This window comes from Shewanella sp. GXUN23E (assembly GCF_050865035.1).
Taxonomy (GTDB): Bacteria; Pseudomonadota; Gammaproteobacteria; order Enterobacterales; family Shewanellaceae; genus Shewanella.
In genome coordinates, this window is the sequence record NZ_JBOZWP010000012.1 from 1 (window position 1) to 17,605 (window position 17,605).

The following is a 17,605-nucleotide window of genomic DNA, read 5'->3' on the forward strand; positions in this document are numbered from 1 at the left end:
CATTAATAGCCTGATTAATTCAGAGCGTATCAAGGACTCTGATTCAAGGCGCATTGAACTCCCGCTAAAACAGAACAGCTATTAAATGAAATTTGGAGTTATACGTTGAACTCAGTCCAAATTGGCGCATGATCTGAAGGTTTTTCAATGCCTCTGAGTTCGTAGTCAACATCAGCTGCACAGGCTTTTTGGGCGAAAGAGGGGGTTGCCAGAATCACATCGATACGCAGTCCGCGGTTATCATCAAATCCTTTGCTGCGATAATCAAACCAGGAATAGCGATTTTCCATATCCGGATGCAATTTGCGGAAAGTGTCCTCAAACCCCCAGTCCAGTAATGTCTTAAGCCACTCTCTTTCCTCTGGCTGGAAACTGCATTTGCCGGTTTGCAACCAACGTTTGGCGTTGGCTGCTCCGATGCCGATATCCAAATCCAGTGGCGAAATGTTGATATCACCCATGATGACGATATCTTCATCAGCATTGTGATTGGTGCAGAGATACTGCATCAAATCCTGATAAAACTTGCGCTTGGCCGGAAATTTAGTCTCATGGTGAATATTTTCACCCTGTGGAAAATAGCCGTTCAGCACAGTCAGCATGTTGCCATCAGCCTGTTTGAACTGACCCATGATCATACGGCGCTGGGCATCTTCTTCGTCTGTTGGAAAGCCCTTCTGAATCGACTCTGGCTCTACTTTAGACAGCAACGCCACACCATAGTGAGCTTTACCTCCATGGTAGTGCACCCGGTATCCCATGGCTTCCACTTCGTTTACCGGAAAGGCGTCGTCGTGTACTTTGGTTTCCTGCAGGCCGATGATGTCCGGCTGATGAGCATCAATCAATGCCTGAAGTTGATGCAAACGCGCTCTTAAACCGTTGATATTGAAAGATACAATTTTCATAGTGTGTCTCAGGGCAGAACTGGCTTGAAAGGTTTGACAATCACACTCAGGTAAACGCCTGCTGTGATGTAGGGATCAGCGTCAGCCCAGGATTGGGCCGCTTCAAGGGAGTCGAATTCGGCGACAACCAGTGAGCCGGTAAAGCCGGCTTCTCCGGGGTTATCTGTGTCAATTGCCGGGTGCGGACCGGCCAGCATCAAACGGCCTTCGTCGGCCAGTTGTTGCAATCTGGCAAGGTGAGCAGGACGGGCTGCAAGTCGTTTTTCCAGACTGTTTTCAACATCCTGGGATGAAATCATGTACCACATTACTTGAGTTCCTTTTTCTGATCTTCCGGTAAGTGTTTAAACAGATAAACCACGGTAGCTATGGTGTTCAGCAGCGTCAGCGCGGTCAGGCCAAATACCTTGAAGTTCACCCAGGTGTCCTGAGAAAGGTAAAAGGCAACATAAATATTTGCCAGCCCACATACCAGGAAAAAACCTACCCAGTACCAGGTGGCTTTTGCCCACACCGCGTCATCCAGTTTCATTTCTTTGCCAAGCATGCCTTTCAACAGTGGCTTGTTGATGAACTGTCCCACTGCCAATGCGATGGCGAACAGCGCATAGACTATGGTGACTTTCCATTTAATAAAGGCATCATCGTGGAATACCAGTGTCAGCGTGCCGAAGACGGCAACCAGGGCGAAGGTGATGAGATGCATTTTCTCAACACTCTTGTAAATGGCATAGGTAACCGCAATTTGAACTGCTGTGGCGGCAATAAGGACACCTGTCGCAGTGTAAATGTCATAAAACTTATAGAACGCAAAAAAAATCACCAGCGGGAGGAAGTCGAGTAGCTGCTTCATGGGTAAATCAGGATGTCATCATAAAAATAGGGTGCCTGAGTGTAGCACGCTGCCAGAGGGGGACAAAGTCCGGTGTTTACTGCGCATTGACGGACAGTTGGAGCAGGATTAATGCCGCGTTGACGCACATCCAACCGGCTGTCATCCGTTTGCCGATGGCCGGTATGGTGGGCTCAGGATTCACCGAATCGGGATAAGCCGAGGTGAGTCTGGTATTGGCTTTGTGGAGGGTGCTGCAATTGCAGTGGCGCGAAGCGTTATAGCCTTTACCTGATGCAGTGATGCATTTGTGGTAAACGAAAATGGGCTGGCAGAGTTCCACACTGTGGGTCTGCCAGCCCGGCATGAGGTACATTTATGATGCTGATGGACACAATAGCTGGTAGTTGACTTTAATATCACCTACACGCCAGATATCAGTGCTGTTTCTTGCGCCCAGGTTGAATGCGCCAGGTCTGCTGGCACCCGCCAGACTGACCAAATCGGCGTAGCTGAAAAAGCCATCACTGCTAAAGCCGGTACGGGACTGTGATGCAACACTGCCAAGATCCTGCCAGTCATGGTTGCTGCCGCCTACCTGAATAAAGCCTGTGGCATTATCAGTGTTGGCGCCATTGAGTTGCAGCCACTTGAATTCCAGATTGGTAACCCATCCCTGCGATGACGGGCTCAGCCAACTTGCTGGCTGCACGGTAATCTGGCTGATCTCCCCGGTCTGCTCATTGGCAGAGAAGTGAACATTGTCTATCCCCCAGTTACCATTGCTATTGCTGACAATCTGGCTGCCAGGCGTTGGCGTCAGCACCGCCGTTATCTCAAAGCTGCTGCCGCTTTCACAGCCAATTTGCGGATCAGATTTGAGCGTGACGGTGTTGTTTGGGCCAAACTGGGTCGCTGACGCGGGTTTGAGCGATACGGTATTGCCGGTCACCTGGATATTGCTGCTTTGCTGATTTAACCGGTACGACTCCTGAAATCCCGCGATGACATCGGCAATACGCCAGGTGCCGCTGTTATTGCTGGCACCCAGATTCAGGGTGCTGACATTTTTCCCCTGATTTAACAGCTTTACATAGACTTTGCTGCGAAAGCCGCTGCTGGTAAATCCCGGGCGAGAAGTGGTTTGCGTACTGTCCAAATCCTGCCAGTCGATATGATTGTTCACAATATCAATAAAACCCTGATCATCAGCATCATTGGCACCGGTATAGACCAGGATCTTAAAACTGAGATTGCTAATATCGGCGGCGCTCAGGTCACTGCCATTGGCTTGAAAATCCACCACTCTAAGGTTAGTGAGCGACTGCAGTTGTTCACTGCCACTGAAATGGGGATTGTTTATCCCCCAATAGCCGAGTGAATTGGTGACCAATTGGCTATCTGCTGTGGGTTGAACATCGGCAGCAATTCTGAAACTGGCTTTGCCATCGAACGCGGTGAGAGTGTCTGAATACAGGGTCATGACATTGCCTTGTCCGTATTGGTTATCAAGTTGAAGCGGCGACAGGGACACATTTCTATCGGCAAGCGTTACCCTATCTGTCAGAGGGATATTCTGCTTGAGTCGCGCCCGGCCTGCCTGCACTGCGGCAGAGAGTATCGATCCGGGAGTTTCCCCCTGAGAGGTTTCGACCAGAATCGCCCCCAAATTGGCTGCAATGTCCAGCAACTGCGCGGTGTAATCCGAGGTAAATACCTGGGTTTGATAATACAGGGTCGCGCCTTTTTGTTGCTCCTGGGCCAGTAGATATTGGATATGATTCGGGTCCTGAGTCGTGTCCGTATCGATATTATCCTCGGGGCCAAGGGTATGGTTGGCGATAAAGTAGCGTTTGTTGCCCAGGCGCTGACTCTCCGAGCGCATATAAGTCAGGATTTCCGCCGGAATTTCCGTGGTGGCAGCGGACAGGTTTACCGGCTCACCATCCTGATTGACCTCATAGGATTTGACCCCGTTAAAGGTCATTTCCACCGGCGTTTGTGGCCAGGTTTCCATCATAAAACTGATGTCCCGCTTCCAGTATTTGAGGTCTTGATCCAGCCTCAGCCCTCCGGCCACCAGTTGCTTGAAGGCAAAGGGAAACGAGTAGTGTCGCCAGGTGACTTCGGTGTGTAATGTGCCCTGGCCGGCGATGGAGACATCGGCGATCAGCGGTTCACTGTCATATTTGGCCGCCAGCTTGGTTTGAAAGTCTTCCCAGGCTTCGTGATAGGCGGGGGTCCAGAATTTGGGGATGGAAAATGTGCGCAGCTTAGTGTCGCACAGCTCTGCTTTACACCAGTCGACGTCCAGTGCGCCGGCATAATCCTTGACCCATTGCGGCGAATGCACCCCCGCCAGAGCCCTGAGGCGGATTTTGACGATTTGTCCAGGATGCTCGGCATTCCAGAGGCTGACTGCCGCAATGGCCCGGTCAATAATATTGTTTTGTTTCAGCTCGCCAAACGAGGAAGGTTGAATATGTTGCCATTCGGCAAACACCACTATGCCGTCAACCCCTGCAACCGGATGCGGGAAATGGGTGCGATAGCCGGGATCGTTGCTCTGGCGGGTAGCCGACAGATTGTCGCTGCCCAGAGTAAAATCCACACCAGCCGTACCTTTACCACCATCACTGGTGATCGGGGCGCGGACAAACAAACCGGGATGATAATCTTTTTGTGCTGTCTGGGCTGCGGATTGAAAGGCTATTGCCCAAAACAGCAGCAGTAATAACTTATTGTGTTGTTTTATGAGATCTCCCTGTGCAAATTCAGCACCTGCCACGGCAACGGTGAACGACAACTGCTGGAGAACGATTCAAAATATCAGCCTGTTACCTGATTGCGCCCGAAGAGATTGGCGATAGCGCAAAATATCGCCAACCCTGGCTAAGGTATACGAACAGCGTGTGAAATCAATAATAAATAATATAAATATGTTGTTTTATTTTGTTAGGGTTGTGCAACTTGCTGGTGGGCAAATAAAAAGCGCCGGGCTTTCGCTGCGGCGCTTTTTGTAAAGGAGCGTAAGATTATCAGGCGTCTTCAGCCAAATCGGTGCTGCCTTTACCTTTGGCACTGAAGATAATCAGTGCGGTAATCACCAGAGTCGCCACCACACCAGCGATGGTCGATACATCCATTGGCAGACCGGCGCCCAAGGTGGATGAGTTAAGCAGGAAGCTGATCACCACTGTGGTCATAAACATGGCCGGTACAGTACAAATCCAGTGCAGTTTGTTATGACGTAACAGGTAAGCTGATGCGGTCCACAGCATCATTACCGCGGTTGCCTGGTTGGCAACGCCAAAGTAACGCCAGATAACACCGAAGTCGACCTGAGTCAGCACCCCACCCAGAATGAACAGCGGGATGGCCAGTACCAGACGCTTGGGCAGCTGGTTTTGTGGCAGCTTGAAGAACTCAGACAGGATCAAACGGGCAGAGCGGAAAGCGGTATCACCTGAGGTGATAGGCAGCACGATAACGCCCAGTACCGCCATAAAGCCACCGACAACACCCAGCAGACCGGTAGAGGCTTCATACACCACGTTGGCTGGGTTGCCGGCCATGCCTTCATTCAGACCTTCAACACCACCGAAGAATGACAGGGCAATGGCACACCAGATAAGGGCGATAATACCTTCGCCAATCATAGCGCCGTAGAACACGAAGCGACCGTTGGATTCATTTTCCATACAACGTGCCATCAGTGGCGACTGAGTTGCGTGGAAACCAGAGATGGCACCACAGGCGATGGTAATGAACAGGGCAGGCCACAGTGGCATGTCATTAGGGTTGAGGTTTGACAGGAAGTCAGAGGCTTCAACACCAGGCAGCAGGCTGTGCTCGCTGGAGACGATAAGTGCCACAGTCAGTCCCACTGACATAAATACCAGCAGCGCGCCGAAGAAGGGATACAGGCGACCAATAATCTTATCTACCGGCACAATGGTGGCCAGCAGGTAGTAACAGAAAATGATGCCGACGAATATGGACATGCTCCAGCCAGTCAGCTTGGCCAGCAGACCAGCAGGGGCTGAAATGAACACCACGCCTACCAGCAACAGCAGGATGATGGCAAAAGCATTCATAAAGTGCTTGGCACCTTTGCCCAGATACTTACCGGTGAGATGAGGGATAGATTGTCCGCCATTACGTACCGACAGCATGCCGGAGAAGTAGTCATGCACGGCACCGGCAAAGATACAGCCGATCACGATCCACAACATGGCCGCCGGACCATAGAGCGCACCCAGAATGGGACCAAAAATAGGACCCACGCCGGCGATGTTCAGCAGCTGGATCAAATACACACGCCCTTTTGACATAGGTACATAGTCCACACCATCGGTATGGGCATGGGCCGGAGTCTGGCGCTTTGGATTAATACCAAATACCTTTTCAACAAAGGCGCCGTAGATGAAGTAACCGGCGACCAACAGGCCGACGCACAGGAAGAACCAACTCATAGTCATCATTCTCATGGTTATTAACTGAGGCGGATTTTACTTCGGCAATCACTGAAGTGCTGCGCCAGAGTGATTCAGCGGTAAATCCCGAATGTTAAGCGGTATTAATCTTGGGTTAAGCGGATTGGGAATTTGGCTCAGAGGTCAGCCAAATTCCCTGAAAGGTAAGCTTGAGACTATGAGTGGTTGCTCTGTGACCCTGAGTGGTCGAAGGTTGGCAAGGATATCGCCTTGCAGGCGATACTGGATTCGTGAAGCGCTGCTTCATTTGCTTGCGGCACTGAGAAGTCAAACTTCGTTTAACTGAAGTCGTGGGCTTCCAGCCCACACCCGGGGAAGGAGCTTTGCTCGCCCAAAGCAAATACATCCTTGTATAAATGCCAGTTCGGCATCCATACCTCTCGCTCATAGGCGCGTTTGCTACAAGCAAACATTCGCCCTAACACCCCAAAGGGCGCCCCACCAACGCTGACAACTCCTCGGGCTTATGCTGAAAATTGGCTATCGCGACAGACGCTCGATTTACATCCCTGTAAATCACTCCAGCTTGGCTAAATATATCCCTATACAAAAGCCAGTTCTCCATCCATGACTCTCGTTCGCGATAAATGCCTTCGGCATGCTCACCCTGCCTCGTGCTCCTTAACATTGCTTCGCAATAGTCGCCCAGGAATCGACGGAGTCTGCGAGGAATCTGCCGGACAGGATGTCCAAATGCCATGAAAGGCAGGGATGCTTGAGAATGGCCATGCCTCGCTACGCCATTTTCAGCAACACCCTCGGCAGCGTCGGACGGGGACTTGGTGTATTCCGCCAGCTCATTTATGCCCCAAAGTTGCTTATGTGAGCCGGTTATCCCGTTTAATCTGAGATAACAGGAAACGATTCCTGTTATCGCGCGCGGCACGTTCACGTTTATCTGCTGAGTCGCTTGGAAGTGTCGATTTTTCAGTCTATTACTGATAACGTTTACCCAATAAGCGTGACAGATGGCGCGAGATAACGAGACGTCTCGATTTGTCCGTAAAGTTATCTATCCATAGGGGCGTTAACTGGCAGATTTTTGTGACTAAAACGAATGGAAAGGGTGGTCGCGTAAAAATGGATAAACAGGCCGTCCGGTTATTCAGATAAACAGGCGTTCTTGTTATTAGAATGTTGGCAATATGGGGAGGTATTTTGAATTTTTACGAGGCAAAACGAAAGTCTATCTTGTACAGGGTTGTAGGTTTCACAATCGTTGTACCTAGCGCAATATCCACGGTTATTTCATTTTTAAAAATGATTTACTTTCGGTTAGATGATGGGTCTAAATTTGGTTCGGCATTCGCTGCCCCATTTAAGAATTTAGTAGCGTTGATTTACCAGAAAACCGAATTTCTAATGTTTTTTTGGAAAAACTCGCCAACTCCAAATCATATACACCTTGCAGAGTCTGACAACATTCCCTTTATCCTAATATATCTAACAATATTTGTTGGGCTTACTTTCTGGGGACTAGGCAAGCAGTTATCTGTTCGTTTAAAGAATATTCGTAAGAAAATTGAAGATCAGATGATAGAAGAGTCGGTAAAAGGTAGTGTCGCTAGAACGCACTCCGAGATCGCAGAAACAATATTTGTTCCAGATAGTGGGATGTTTTCGAATATCCATAAATTGTATGTTGCACCAATTATAGTTGCAGTAGTAGGTACTATTTTAATTAAAGTGTTGGGTTTTTGAGCATATTGCTAACAAACGCCTCAAGAGGGACTGTCAACGCGTGGCGTTTCCAGCCCCAATGAGCCGCGGTGGTTATGGCTGTTGTGTTTGTGTTTAGTGGCATGCGTTGCCAGCCCCTTAGGCGGGCGTTAGATGTAAAAGAAGGGAGTTCCATAGATGGGATTTTATATTTGCAAAGCAATTAGTGTCGGACCCTTCAGGTTCAATTTATCGAAATCCGGCGTTGGCGTATCAGCTGGAGTCAAAGGATTACGCTTTGGAACTGGGCCTCGGGGCAACTACGTCCATATGGGAAGGGGAGGCTTGTATTACAGAAAAACCTTACCTTCTGGTTCTACTGGGAGAAACCAAACTCCAAATAGCCCAGAATTGCAGCAAAGTAACACCGAGATTGAGCATGAACCATTAAAAGAAATAGAGAGCGCGCATATCACGCACATGGTTGATTCATCATCGGCTGATCTTGTTGCTGAAATGAATGCCAATAGAAAGAAGGTAAGACTCTGGCCGTTTATAGCAGTGCTTGGCGCTATTTTAACGTTTGTCGTCTTTAAGAATTCAGAAACACCAACTCTTGCACTTGTTGTGGCAGCCGTTTCAGTCGCACTCACTATTTTTGCATCCGTCAAGGATAGTTTAAGAAAAACAACGGTTCTATTCTTTGAGCTTGAACCTGAAATAGAAGCGCTTTATCAGAAACTACATGATTCTTTCGGGCAGCTTTCATCATCGTCGAGCAAATGGCATGTAGAGGCGGAGGGGGCTGTTAAGGACAGAAAGCGTAATGCTGGTGCAACGAGTGTAATCAAACGAACCTCAATATCACTGGGCATAGGGAATCCACCGTATGTAAAAACCAATGTTTCAGTTCCATCCATACCGGTTGGCAAGCAAACCTTGTACTTCTTTCCTGATAAGGTGCTTATTTTTGAGCCAAATGGTGTTGGGGCCGTGAGTTATCCAAACCTTAGAATATCGGTGGAAAGCACGAGGTTCATCGAGGATGGAAGCGTCCCAAGAGATGCAAAGGTCGTTGATCGAACTTGGAAGTATGTTAATAAACGAGGCGGTCCAGACAAACGTTTCAAAGATAATCGTGAGTTACCAATAGCCTTATACGAAGACCTGAACTTCACAAGTGATACAGGGTTGAATGAACGAATTGAAATATCAAGGGTTGGTCATGGAGATGGCTTTTCAAGTGCTATCGCTATGTTGGCAAAAAGCATCTAACAATGGGCTCCAAGGGACGCTCCGCTTCGCTGCGCGCCCTGAGCCGGTGCGTTATCCCCACCAGCCCAAAGTAACTGTCCCCAAGTTAGTTACTCTGAGTCTCGGATTACACCTAATTCCCATCGGAGACGTCGGAGGGGTGTTGGGTGAAATGTAAACCCTAATTAGTTGCATCCAATCATTGATAGCCAAACAGCTGCTTCAAACTTTTAAGGTATCGCCTGGAGACGGGCACTTTGGCGCCGGAATGGGTGATGGCCAGTGCACCTGTGTCCTGCAGAATGATTTCACTGATGGCCGCCGGCATCAGCAGATACTGGCGGTGGCAGCGCACCAGTGGGGTTTTTTCTTCCATCAGCTTTAAGGTCATCTGGGTATGCACCTTGCACTGGGCGGTGACCACATGGATACCGCCGAGATCGCTGAATACATATTCCACATCCCTGATTGGCACTACTTTGAGACGGGTGCCGCTGTAGCAAGGCAGCACTTCCAGTGTCTCAGGTGCCAGCATGGTCATATCTCTGGGGCGCAGATCTTTGCGCAGCTTATCCAGCGTTTTAGCCAGACGCTGTTCATCTACTGGCTTGAGCAGGTAATCAAAGGCATGATTTTCAAAGGCTTTGATGGCGTACTCATCATAGGCGGTGACAAACACAACCCTTGGCATATTGTCAGGATCCAGCATGGCAATCATTTCCATACCTGTGATACGGGGCATCTGAATATCCAGAAACACCAGATCCGGCTTGTCCCTGTGAATGGCTTGCAAGGCTTCAACGGCATTGCTGCACTGACCGATGACCTCGATGTCTCCGGCATCTTCAAGAATGTCGGCCAGCTCTTCACGGGCGAAGGGTTCATCGTCAACGATAAGGCAGCGGATCATTGTACTGGCTCCATGGCGGGTATCCGAATAGTGACTGTAGTACTGATGTCCGGCACGCAGCTGACCTGCACGCCATATTGGGCACCGAATTGATTTTGAATACGTTTATGTACCAGATTCATGCCCAGTCCATTGTGCTCACGCTCTGGTTGTGCCTGTGATGGCTGCTGCGGATAGAGGCCGGCATTGTCGGTGATGGTCAGCAGTATCTGATTGTCTGCCTGCTCGCCCCGGACCTGAATGTGTCCTGTCTCCAGCATGTGCGAGGTGCCGTGTTTGACCGCGTTTTCAATGATGGGTTGCAGGGTAAAGGCCGGCAGCCGAATACTGTGCAGCTCATTGGGAATGTCGATATCCACCTGCAGCCTATCGATAAAGCGGGCCTTTTCGATATTCAGGTAGGAGTCGATATGATCCAGCTCATCGGCCAGAGTCACCAGACCTGTGGTGCGTTTGAGATTGATGCGTAAAAACTGCGACAACTGTTGCAGCAGGGTGCGGGCCATGTCCGGGTTACGGCGGGTAATAGCGCTGATGGTGTTCAGGGCATTAAACAGAAAGTGCGGGTTCACCTGAGCCTGCAGCAGTTTGAGTTCAGTCTGGGTCAGCAGGTTTTGCTGCTGCTCGACCTTGCCGTACAGAATCTGGTTGGACAGCAACCTAGCAATGCCTTCTCCCAGGGTGCGGTTGATGTTCAGAAACAACTTGTTTTTGGGCTCATACAGCTTAATGGTGCCGATCACTTCGGTGTCATTGCGCAGCGGGATCACCAGACTGGAGCCGAGCCTACATTGGGCTGACAGGGAGCAGGAATAGGGCATTTCCACGCCATCGGCAAACATCACCCGGTTGTGCTCTATGGCATCTTTGGTGATTTGCGAGGCGATGGGGGTGCCGGGAATGTGGTGATCAGCACCCGTGCCAATAAAGGCCAGCAGCTTTTCCCTGTCGGTAATGGCCACCGCCCCCACTTTGGTTTCTTCAATAATGATGTTGGCAACCTTGGCGCTGGTTTCTTCATTGAAGCCGCGGGACAACAGACCGACACTGCGCTCGGCGATCTTCAGCGCTTTGGCGGAAAACGCGGATGACAACTTATCGAACATGGTTTTCTGGTCACGTATCATGCTCATAAAGGCGGCGGCGCCCAGTGAATTGACCAGCAGCATGGGGGGTGCAATCTGCTTTACCAGCTCCCAGGCATGGTCGTAGGGTTTGGCAATCAGCATGATCAGCGCCATCTGCATCAATTCGGCGTACAGGGTGACCATGGCGACCAGCATGGGGCTGTAAATCAATTCGCGCTTGCCCTGATTACGCAGGTACTGGCTGATAAGCCCGGCGCTCAGGCCTTCCATGGTGGTGGAAATGGCGCAGGCGACATCAGTAAAACCGCCCATAGAGTAACGGTGCAGACCGCCGGTGAGGCCGACCAGCAAGCCGGTAACCGGGCCGCCGAGTAAACCGCCGAGCACGGCGCCCATGGCACGGGTATTGGCGATGGCATCATTGGTCTGCTCACCAAAATAGGTGGCCATGATGCAAAAGCCGGAAAACACCAGATAGATAAACAGTTTATGGGGAAAACGCGGCGCCTCTTCGGTAAACAGTTTAAATAAAGGCGTCTTGCTGACCAGATAAACGATCACCAGATACACACACATCTGTTGGGTCAGCAGCAGGATCAAAGACATGAAACGAAACCGGCATTGGCATAAAAACGCTATTTTGCCAGAGATTGTGCGCCAAATCAGTGTTTGCGTTACGCTTTTGGTTTATAACATGGAAATTATATGAATGTTATTGAGGTTCAGATGAGCAAATCCATACACGGCCACGACGTCATGGCGTTGATGCAGGCACAGGCAAAACCCCTGACAGCAGCAGAACTTAAGCAGTTGATGCAGGACACCTTCGGCATTGATGTGACTTATCACACCTGCAGCAAAGAGGGCATGAGCGCCGATGAGCTGATTACTTTTTTGCGCAGCAAGAAGAAATTTATTGAGTCAGACGCCGGCTGGCAGGTCGACAGCCGACGCATCTGTAATCACTGAATCAATTCAAGTGCCAGTTTGAATTGGCCGTTATCAGCAGGCTCAACCCGGATCACCTCAGCGCTGATCCGGTTTTCGTCGCCGCTCCCCGGATTCAAGGTCAGCTCAATCCGGTAACCCACGCCAACTTCTGCCGGGCTTTCTATCAGGGCGCCGGTGCGTGACAAATCCAGGCAAATACCGGCAGCACAGCGGCGCTGCTCGAGTTTGTCCTGCCAGTTGAGTCTGATCTCTGCCTGCTCCATATCGATACGACGGGACTGACGACGCTCTTCAAATCCTTTGACGGGAGATGACATATCCCTGTTACTCCTGAGTTTTTGTTGGAATTTATATTAAGCAGGTACTGGGCCGCGGTTCAAGCCTGAAAACCAAAGCGCGCCCGAAGGCGCGCTTTGTGTGGTTATCTTTGGATGGCTGTCAGTCTTCATCCGGTACTTTGGGGTAGGGCAGTTTCAACTGACCCCAACGGATGACAATCACTGTGGCCGCCAGCACCAGTGTTGCTGCAGCGATACCCAGAATGCGCCAGTCATCCATGCTTTTCATATCCAGGATCAGGTAACGGGCCAGTGCCACAATGGCGATGTATAAAGGCATGCGGATCGGCAGCTTACCGGATTCCAGATAGTTGCCCACCATCGCCAGCACTTCCAGATAGATAAACAGCAGCAGCAGATCTGCCAATGCGACTGTGCCCATTTTGAAGATGTGGACGATTTCCTGCCCAATCGCAAACACGGTGGCAATGGCGATGATCACCAGCACCATGTTTTCAACGAGTTTGACGCTCTTTAAGCCAACTTTACGGTAAATTCCCATACCAGATCCTGCGAACTAAAACTTTCGGCCAGTTTATCAGGATTTCATGACGCGAAATTGAAAAATCTGCGTGATTAAAATCACACTGTGCGTCACATGCCTGTGTTATATCGCGAACCTGATCCCATCCCCAAATGCTTTATTATCCTGCTTTTCCGTCTGCCCGGGGACTGCATAACATTCTGGCGTACACCAAACAAAAACCGCCAAAGGCCAGCAGCCAGGCAATGGCTGCAAGCAACACCCCCAGCTGAAAGAAGGTGGGCACAATGGAGGCCATAGCCCGCAGTCCGGCACCAAGCAGAAGAAATGCAAAACAATAGGGCATGACAGCCGGAGCCTTAAGTGGCCGTCCGGTATGACCCAAGGATACCCGGGCCATCATCGCCAGGATCATGCCACCAACGCCGCCAACGGCCATCAGGTGAAAACCGGCAGATATTGGCAGGCCCGCCGCAATCAACAACAGTCCGGTTGGGATACACAGATAACTCAGATGCAGTGACCACAACAAGGGATTTGGCAGACAGTGGCGTATGCCCCAGCGTAATTGCCTGATGAGCAGCAGTGCTGCGCCCACCGCTGCCGCTAGCCGGATCAGCAGGGGTTGTTGACTGATCATGGTAAGGACAAGCACCAGGATTGCACCGAAAGTGATACCTTCCAGGAGAGGGATATTGGCGCCTCTTTGCCACTGTGTGGCCCTTTCTGTGAAAAACGGGATCACCCGGCCACCGAGCAGTGCGATAAGCAGCACGATTAATAAAGTTGCGGCGTACAACGCACTGTGAGCGATTGCGTCTGGACCATACAGAAGTCCGTAATAACTGATTGCATTGAGTAAAGTCAGGGTGCACAGAATCGGCACAAATACCATATTGCGCCACTGTTTTACCTGATAGACCGCGTGGCCGACCACCCATGCTGTTGCCGGTAAGAAAGCCAGATCAATGGCCGCAACCAACGGCAGGGGCGCCCAGTGGTTGTCGAGCAGCAAAATCCTCGGGACCAGCCACAATCCAAACAGGGCCACAAGTGGCTTGCCACTGAGCCCAGGTGAGCCGGTCCAGTTTTGCACCGCCGTCAGCAAAAAGCCGGCAACGATAGCAGCGACAAAGCCAAAAATCATCTCATGACCATGCCACCACAACACATTTCCCTGTGGAGTGAGGAAGATAACCCCGTTCAATTGCCCCAGCCACAGTGTCAGCGCCAATATGCTGAACAGGCTGCCGAACAGGAACAGCGGGCGAAATCCGAGGCGAAACAGCGGCGGATTGGGTTGTTTTGCCAGTGGATCATGAATTTGCAGCATTGACCTATCCTTATATCCAAGTGAATTAGTCGGGTATTATAAGCTGCAAAAATAATGAATGTTATATGGGAGATATAAATTATTTCTTTTGAGGTACAAAAAAACCGCCTTGCGGCGGTTTTTCGGGTCCTGTCGGAATTAACGCTTGAGCGCTTCACTCAGCAGAGGACGAACGGTTTTAACCAGACCCATGGTGGTTTTTGGGTTACCGGCAATGATGTTACCGGACAACAGGTAGCTGTGGCCACCGGTGAAATCAGTCACGGTACCGCCCGCTTCACGGACGATCAGATCGCCGGCAGCGATATCCCATGGCTTCAGGCCGATTTCAAAGTAACCTTCCATACGACCGGCGGCAACATAGGCCAGATCCAGTGCAGCAGAGCCGGCACGGCGCAGATCGCCACACTGACCGAATACTTCACCCAGGAGCTTCATGTAAGTTTCAGTGTGCTGACGGGCTTTGAATGGGAAACCGGTAGCGATAACACTGGTGTTCATGTCGGTGTTATTGGATACGCGCAGACGGAAGTCATTCATTTTGGCGCCCTGACCACGTACAGCACTGAACAGTTCGTTACGAACAGGATCAAATACCACGGCAACTTCAGTCTTGCCTTTATGTTGCAGTGCGATGGATACGGCGAAGTGAGGGATACCCTTCACGAAGTTGGTGGTGCCATCCAGAGGATCGACTATCCAGATATAATCTTTGTTGGTACCACGATTTTCACCGCTCTCTTCCGCCACGATAGTGTGGTCCGGATAGGACTTACGGATCTGGTACACGATAGCTGCTTCTGCTTCCTTGTCTACACTGGTCACATAGTCGTTGATGCCTTTGGAAGTCACTTCAACGCGGTCGAAGTCAGTGTAAGCACGCATAATTGTTTGGCCGGCAGCGCGGGCAGCGCGGACAGCGATAGTCAGCATTGGATGCATTGCAATCCCCTGGATGTTAAAGAACGAGTAAAAATAGCGGCCGGATTATACCCAAATCCCTGAACATATCAAATGCCGATTTTGTAGTTAAGTAAACCGCCGCTGGCATGTTAAGATTCCGCTTCTGTGTTTGTGAATTAAATTAAGACCTTCGATGCTCAGTAATATCCGTGTTGTATTAGTCGGTACTTCCCATCCGGGCAACATCGGCTCGGTTGCCCGTGCCATGAAAACCATGGGGCTGTCCAATTTGTATCTGGCTGAACCCAGATGTGAGCCAGATGGCCAGTCGGTGGCGCTGGCCGCCGGTGCCTGCGATATCCTCAAGGAGCTGAAAACCGTGGGCTCGATGGAAGAAGCAATCCGTGATTGCAGCCTGGTGATCGCCACCTCAGCCCGCAGTCGCACGCTGGACTGGCCGATGCTGGATCCGCGCCAGGCGGGCGAAAAGCTGGCTGTTGAGTCGTTCAATGGGCCGGTTGCCATGGTATTTGGCCGTGAAAACCATGGTCTCAACAATGAAGAGCTGCAGCGCTGTCATTACCATCTGTCTATTCCGGCCAATCCTGAATACAGTTCGCTCAATCTGGCCCAGGCAGTACAGCTGGTGTGTTATGAAACCCGTATGGCCTGGCTTGCCGGACAGCATAAACCTGTGGATGACATTCAGTATCCTTCCAGCGAAGACCATGAGCGTTTCTTTGCGCACCTTGAACAGACGTTGTCACGTACCGGTTTTATCATCAAAAATCATCCGGGACAGGTGATGACCAAGCTCAGACGACTGTTTACCAAAGCCCGCATTGAAACCCATGAAATGAATATTCTGCGCGGCATATTGACGTCTGTGGACAAGAAAGTCGGTGACGGCGACAAGTAACAACGGGGCAAGACCATGGGTGTAAGAGCAAGACTGAAAGAAGATATCGAATCCATTTATCACAGAGATCCGGCGGCCAACAGCACGCTGGAGATATTGCTTAATTACCCCGGGATGCACGCGATTTGGCTGCACCGCATAAGCCATAAGTTGTGGAAGGCCGACTGGAAATTGTCGGCGCGGTTGTTGTCGACCTTCTCGCGCTGGATGACCGGGGTGGAAATTCACCCGGGAGCGACCATTGGCCGGCGCTTTTTTATCGATCATGGCATGGGTGTGGTCATCGGCGAAACTGCGGAGATTGGTGATGATTGCACTCTGTATCACGGCGTGACGCTGGGTGGAACCAGCTGGAATGCCGGTAAGCGTCACCCGACACTGGAAAACAATGTGGTGGTGGGGGCAGGTGCCAAAATTCTCGGGCCCATTGTGATGCGTGAGGGCAGCCGGGTAGGCTCCAATTCCGTCGTGGTAAAGGAAGTCCCTGCCAATACCACGGTCGTGGGCATCCCGGGTCGTATGGTGGCGACACCGACCGAAGCCAACAAGGCCCAGAGCGAACGTCGCAGTGCCATGGCCAGGAAATATGGCTTTGATGCCTACGCAGTCTCCCCGGATAATCCTGATCCGGTAGCCAACGCCATTGGCCAGATGTTGGATCATATGCATCTGATGGACTCCAAACTGCAGGACCTGTGTAAAGAGATGCAGGCAATGGGCGGCAATGTGTGTACCGACAGGTTGCCAGAACTCGATGTTGGCGAGTTCAGTGAAGCTGAGCAGGAAGCCGCGGTGAAACGTCAACGCGGACTGGATGAGTTTGATCCCATTATCTGACCGAAATGCTGTGATTTTGGCCCGTTGGCATTGAACAATGGCAACGAAATAAGGTTAAATACGCCCGCCGTATGATGAGGTAGGCTCGGGTAGCGCAGCGATAATACCTGAGTGATTTGGTCGGACAAATACTTGACTGAATTACTCTGGTATGTTTTACTGCTTCCATATCAATCGGGGAGCAAAATTGAGTTATGAAACTGACATCTAAAGGTCGCTATGCAGTTACCGCCATGTTAGATGTGGCGATTCACTCGACTGCGGGACCTGTCCCATTGGCAGATATCTCTGAACGTCAGGGAATATCGCTGTCCTATCTTGAACAACTTTTTGCCAAGCTGAGAAAGCAGGGATTGGTTGCCAGTGTCCGCGGTCCCGGTGGCGGTTATCGGTTGGGACTGGATGCAGAAGATATCTCCGTCGGTATGGTGGTGATGGCTGTTGATGAAAGCGTCGATGCCACCCGTTGCCACGGCAAGGGGAATTGCCAGGGCGGCAGCCGTTGTTTGACCCACTCGCTGTGGGGCGATCTCAGTAAACAGATTTCTGAGTTTTTAAATGGCATCAGTCTGGCTGGACTGATGCAAAAGCGGGATGTGCAGTTTATCTCGATTCAACAGGATAAAATCCAGCAAGATCAGCGTGTCATTGCTTGATCCGGATTATAAAGCCAATTTTTGAAGTACGTTGTCG

At 50.7% G+C, this 17,605-nt stretch carries 18 protein-coding genes; 6 read left to right on the forward strand and 12 right to left on the reverse strand.

The features are described from left to right. Positions 1-98: 98 nt before the first annotated feature. The 6 genes from xthA to ACRRUX_RS11745 form a co-directional block, all read right to left on the reverse strand. Positions 99-908: an exodeoxyribonuclease III gene (xthA, locus tag ACRRUX_RS11720; protein ID WP_432530462.1), complete on the reverse strand. Its 810-nt coding sequence runs from the start codon at positions 906-908 to the stop codon at positions 99-101. An 8-nt stretch (positions 909-916) separates the two neighbouring features. Next, on the reverse strand, positions 917-1,216 hold the full coding sequence (locus ACRRUX_RS11725) for a YciI family protein (RefSeq protein WP_432530464.1): 300 nt from the start codon (positions 1,214-1,216) through the stop codon (positions 917-919). Next, positions 1,216-1,761: a septation protein A gene (locus tag ACRRUX_RS11730; RefSeq protein WP_432530466.1), complete on the reverse strand. Its 546-nt coding sequence runs from the start codon at positions 1,759-1,761 to the stop codon at positions 1,216-1,218. The genes ACRRUX_RS11725 and ACRRUX_RS11730 overlap by 1 nt, the downstream gene beginning before the upstream one ends. Before the next feature lie 76 nt (positions 1,762-1,837). After that, entirely contained in the window at positions 1,838-2,116 is a 279-nt protein-coding gene (locus ACRRUX_RS11735; RefSeq protein ID WP_432530468.1) for a hypothetical protein, read from the reverse strand. Further along, positions 2,117-4,351 carry a hypothetical protein gene (locus ACRRUX_RS11740; RefSeq protein ID WP_432530470.1) on the reverse strand — a complete coding sequence of 745 codons (2,235 nt, stop codon included), beginning with the start codon at positions 4,349-4,351 and terminating at the stop codon, positions 2,117-2,119. A 427-nt stretch (positions 4,352-4,778) separates the two neighbouring features. Further along, a complete protein-coding gene (locus ACRRUX_RS11745) occupies positions 4,779-6,215 on the reverse strand; it encodes a carbon starvation CstA family protein (protein ID WP_432530472.1) in 1,437 nt (478 codons plus the stop codon). Between the two features lie 1,179 nt (positions 6,216-7,394). Here ACRRUX_RS11745 and ACRRUX_RS11750 point away from each other — a divergent pair. Both ACRRUX_RS11750 and ACRRUX_RS11755 read left to right on the forward strand, forming a co-directional pair. Further along, on the forward strand, positions 7,395-7,937 hold the full coding sequence (locus tag ACRRUX_RS11750) for a YniB family protein (RefSeq protein ID WP_432530474.1): 543 nt from the start codon (positions 7,395-7,397) through the stop codon (positions 7,935-7,937). A gap of 156 nt (positions 7,938-8,093) precedes the next feature. Beyond that, positions 8,094-9,170 (forward strand): DUF4236 domain-containing protein, encoded by a 1,077-nt coding sequence (locus ACRRUX_RS11755; RefSeq protein WP_432530476.1) that lies wholly within the window; start codon positions 8,094-8,096, stop codon positions 9,168-9,170. A gap of 178 nt (positions 9,171-9,348) precedes the next feature. Here the strand turns inward: ACRRUX_RS11755 and btsR are convergent, their stop codons facing one another. Together btsR and ACRRUX_RS11765 are read right to left on the reverse strand one after the other, a co-directional pair. Beyond that, entirely contained in the window at positions 9,349-10,059 is a 711-nt protein-coding gene (gene btsR, locus ACRRUX_RS11760) for a two-component system response regulator BtsR (RefSeq protein ID WP_432530478.1), read from the reverse strand. Next, on the reverse strand, positions 10,056-11,753 hold the full coding sequence (locus ACRRUX_RS11765; protein ID WP_432530480.1) for a LytS/YhcK type 5TM receptor domain-containing protein: 1,698 nt from the start codon (positions 11,751-11,753) through the stop codon (positions 10,056-10,058). The genes btsR and ACRRUX_RS11765 overlap by 4 nt, the downstream gene beginning before the upstream one ends. A 120-nt stretch (positions 11,754-11,873) precedes the next feature. On the opposite strand from ACRRUX_RS11765, the gene ACRRUX_RS11770 reads away from it, so the two are divergent. Continuing rightward, complete coding sequence (locus tag ACRRUX_RS11770; RefSeq protein ID WP_432530482.1) at positions 11,874-12,116, forward strand: YecH family metal-binding protein; 243 nt, start codon at positions 11,874-11,876, stop codon at positions 12,114-12,116. Here ACRRUX_RS11770 and ACRRUX_RS11775 read toward each other — a convergent pair. From ACRRUX_RS11775 to suhB, 4 genes are all read right to left on the reverse strand, one after another. Further along, positions 12,110-12,415 carry a PilZ domain-containing protein gene (locus tag ACRRUX_RS11775; RefSeq protein ID WP_432530484.1) on the reverse strand — a complete coding sequence of 102 codons (306 nt, stop codon included), beginning with the start codon at positions 12,413-12,415 and terminating at the stop codon, positions 12,110-12,112. The genes ACRRUX_RS11770 and ACRRUX_RS11775 overlap by 7 nt on opposite strands. A gap of 121 nt (positions 12,416-12,536) precedes the next feature. Continuing rightward, positions 12,537-12,938, reverse strand: coding sequence for a phosphate-starvation-inducible protein PsiE (locus ACRRUX_RS11780; protein WP_432530486.1), 402 nt, complete (start codon positions 12,936-12,938; stop codon positions 12,537-12,539). A 142-nt stretch (positions 12,939-13,080) separates the two neighbouring features. Next, on the reverse strand, positions 13,081-14,253 hold the full coding sequence (locus tag ACRRUX_RS11785) for an NnrS family protein (protein ID WP_432530488.1): 1,173 nt from the start codon (positions 14,251-14,253) through the stop codon (positions 13,081-13,083). Positions 14,254-14,391: 138 nt separating this feature from the next. Continuing rightward, on the reverse strand, positions 14,392-15,195 hold the full coding sequence (gene suhB / locus ACRRUX_RS11790) for an inositol-1-monophosphatase (protein ID WP_432530490.1): 804 nt from the start codon (positions 15,193-15,195) through the stop codon (positions 14,392-14,394). 154 nt (positions 15,196-15,349) lie between these two features. Between suhB and trmJ the strand changes: the two genes are divergently transcribed. The 3 genes from trmJ (at position 15,350) to iscR (ending at position 17,568) form a co-directional block, all read left to right on the forward strand. Continuing rightward, a complete protein-coding gene (trmJ, locus tag ACRRUX_RS11795) occupies positions 15,350-16,075 on the forward strand; it encodes a tRNA (cytosine(32)/uridine(32)-2'-O)-methyltransferase TrmJ (RefSeq protein ID WP_432530492.1) in 726 nt (241 codons plus the stop codon). A gap of 15 nt (positions 16,076-16,090) precedes the next feature. After that, a complete protein-coding gene (cysE, locus tag ACRRUX_RS11800) occupies positions 16,091-16,912 on the forward strand; it encodes a serine O-acetyltransferase (RefSeq protein WP_432530494.1) in 822 nt (273 codons plus the stop codon). A gap of 194 nt (positions 16,913-17,106) precedes the next feature. Next, the gene (gene iscR, locus ACRRUX_RS11805; protein WP_432530496.1) at positions 17,107-17,568 is read left to right on the forward strand and encodes a Fe-S cluster assembly transcriptional regulator IscR; all 462 of its coding nucleotides are present in this window, start codon (positions 17,107-17,109) and stop codon (positions 17,566-17,568) included. Positions 17,569-17,605 lie beyond the last annotated feature (37 nt).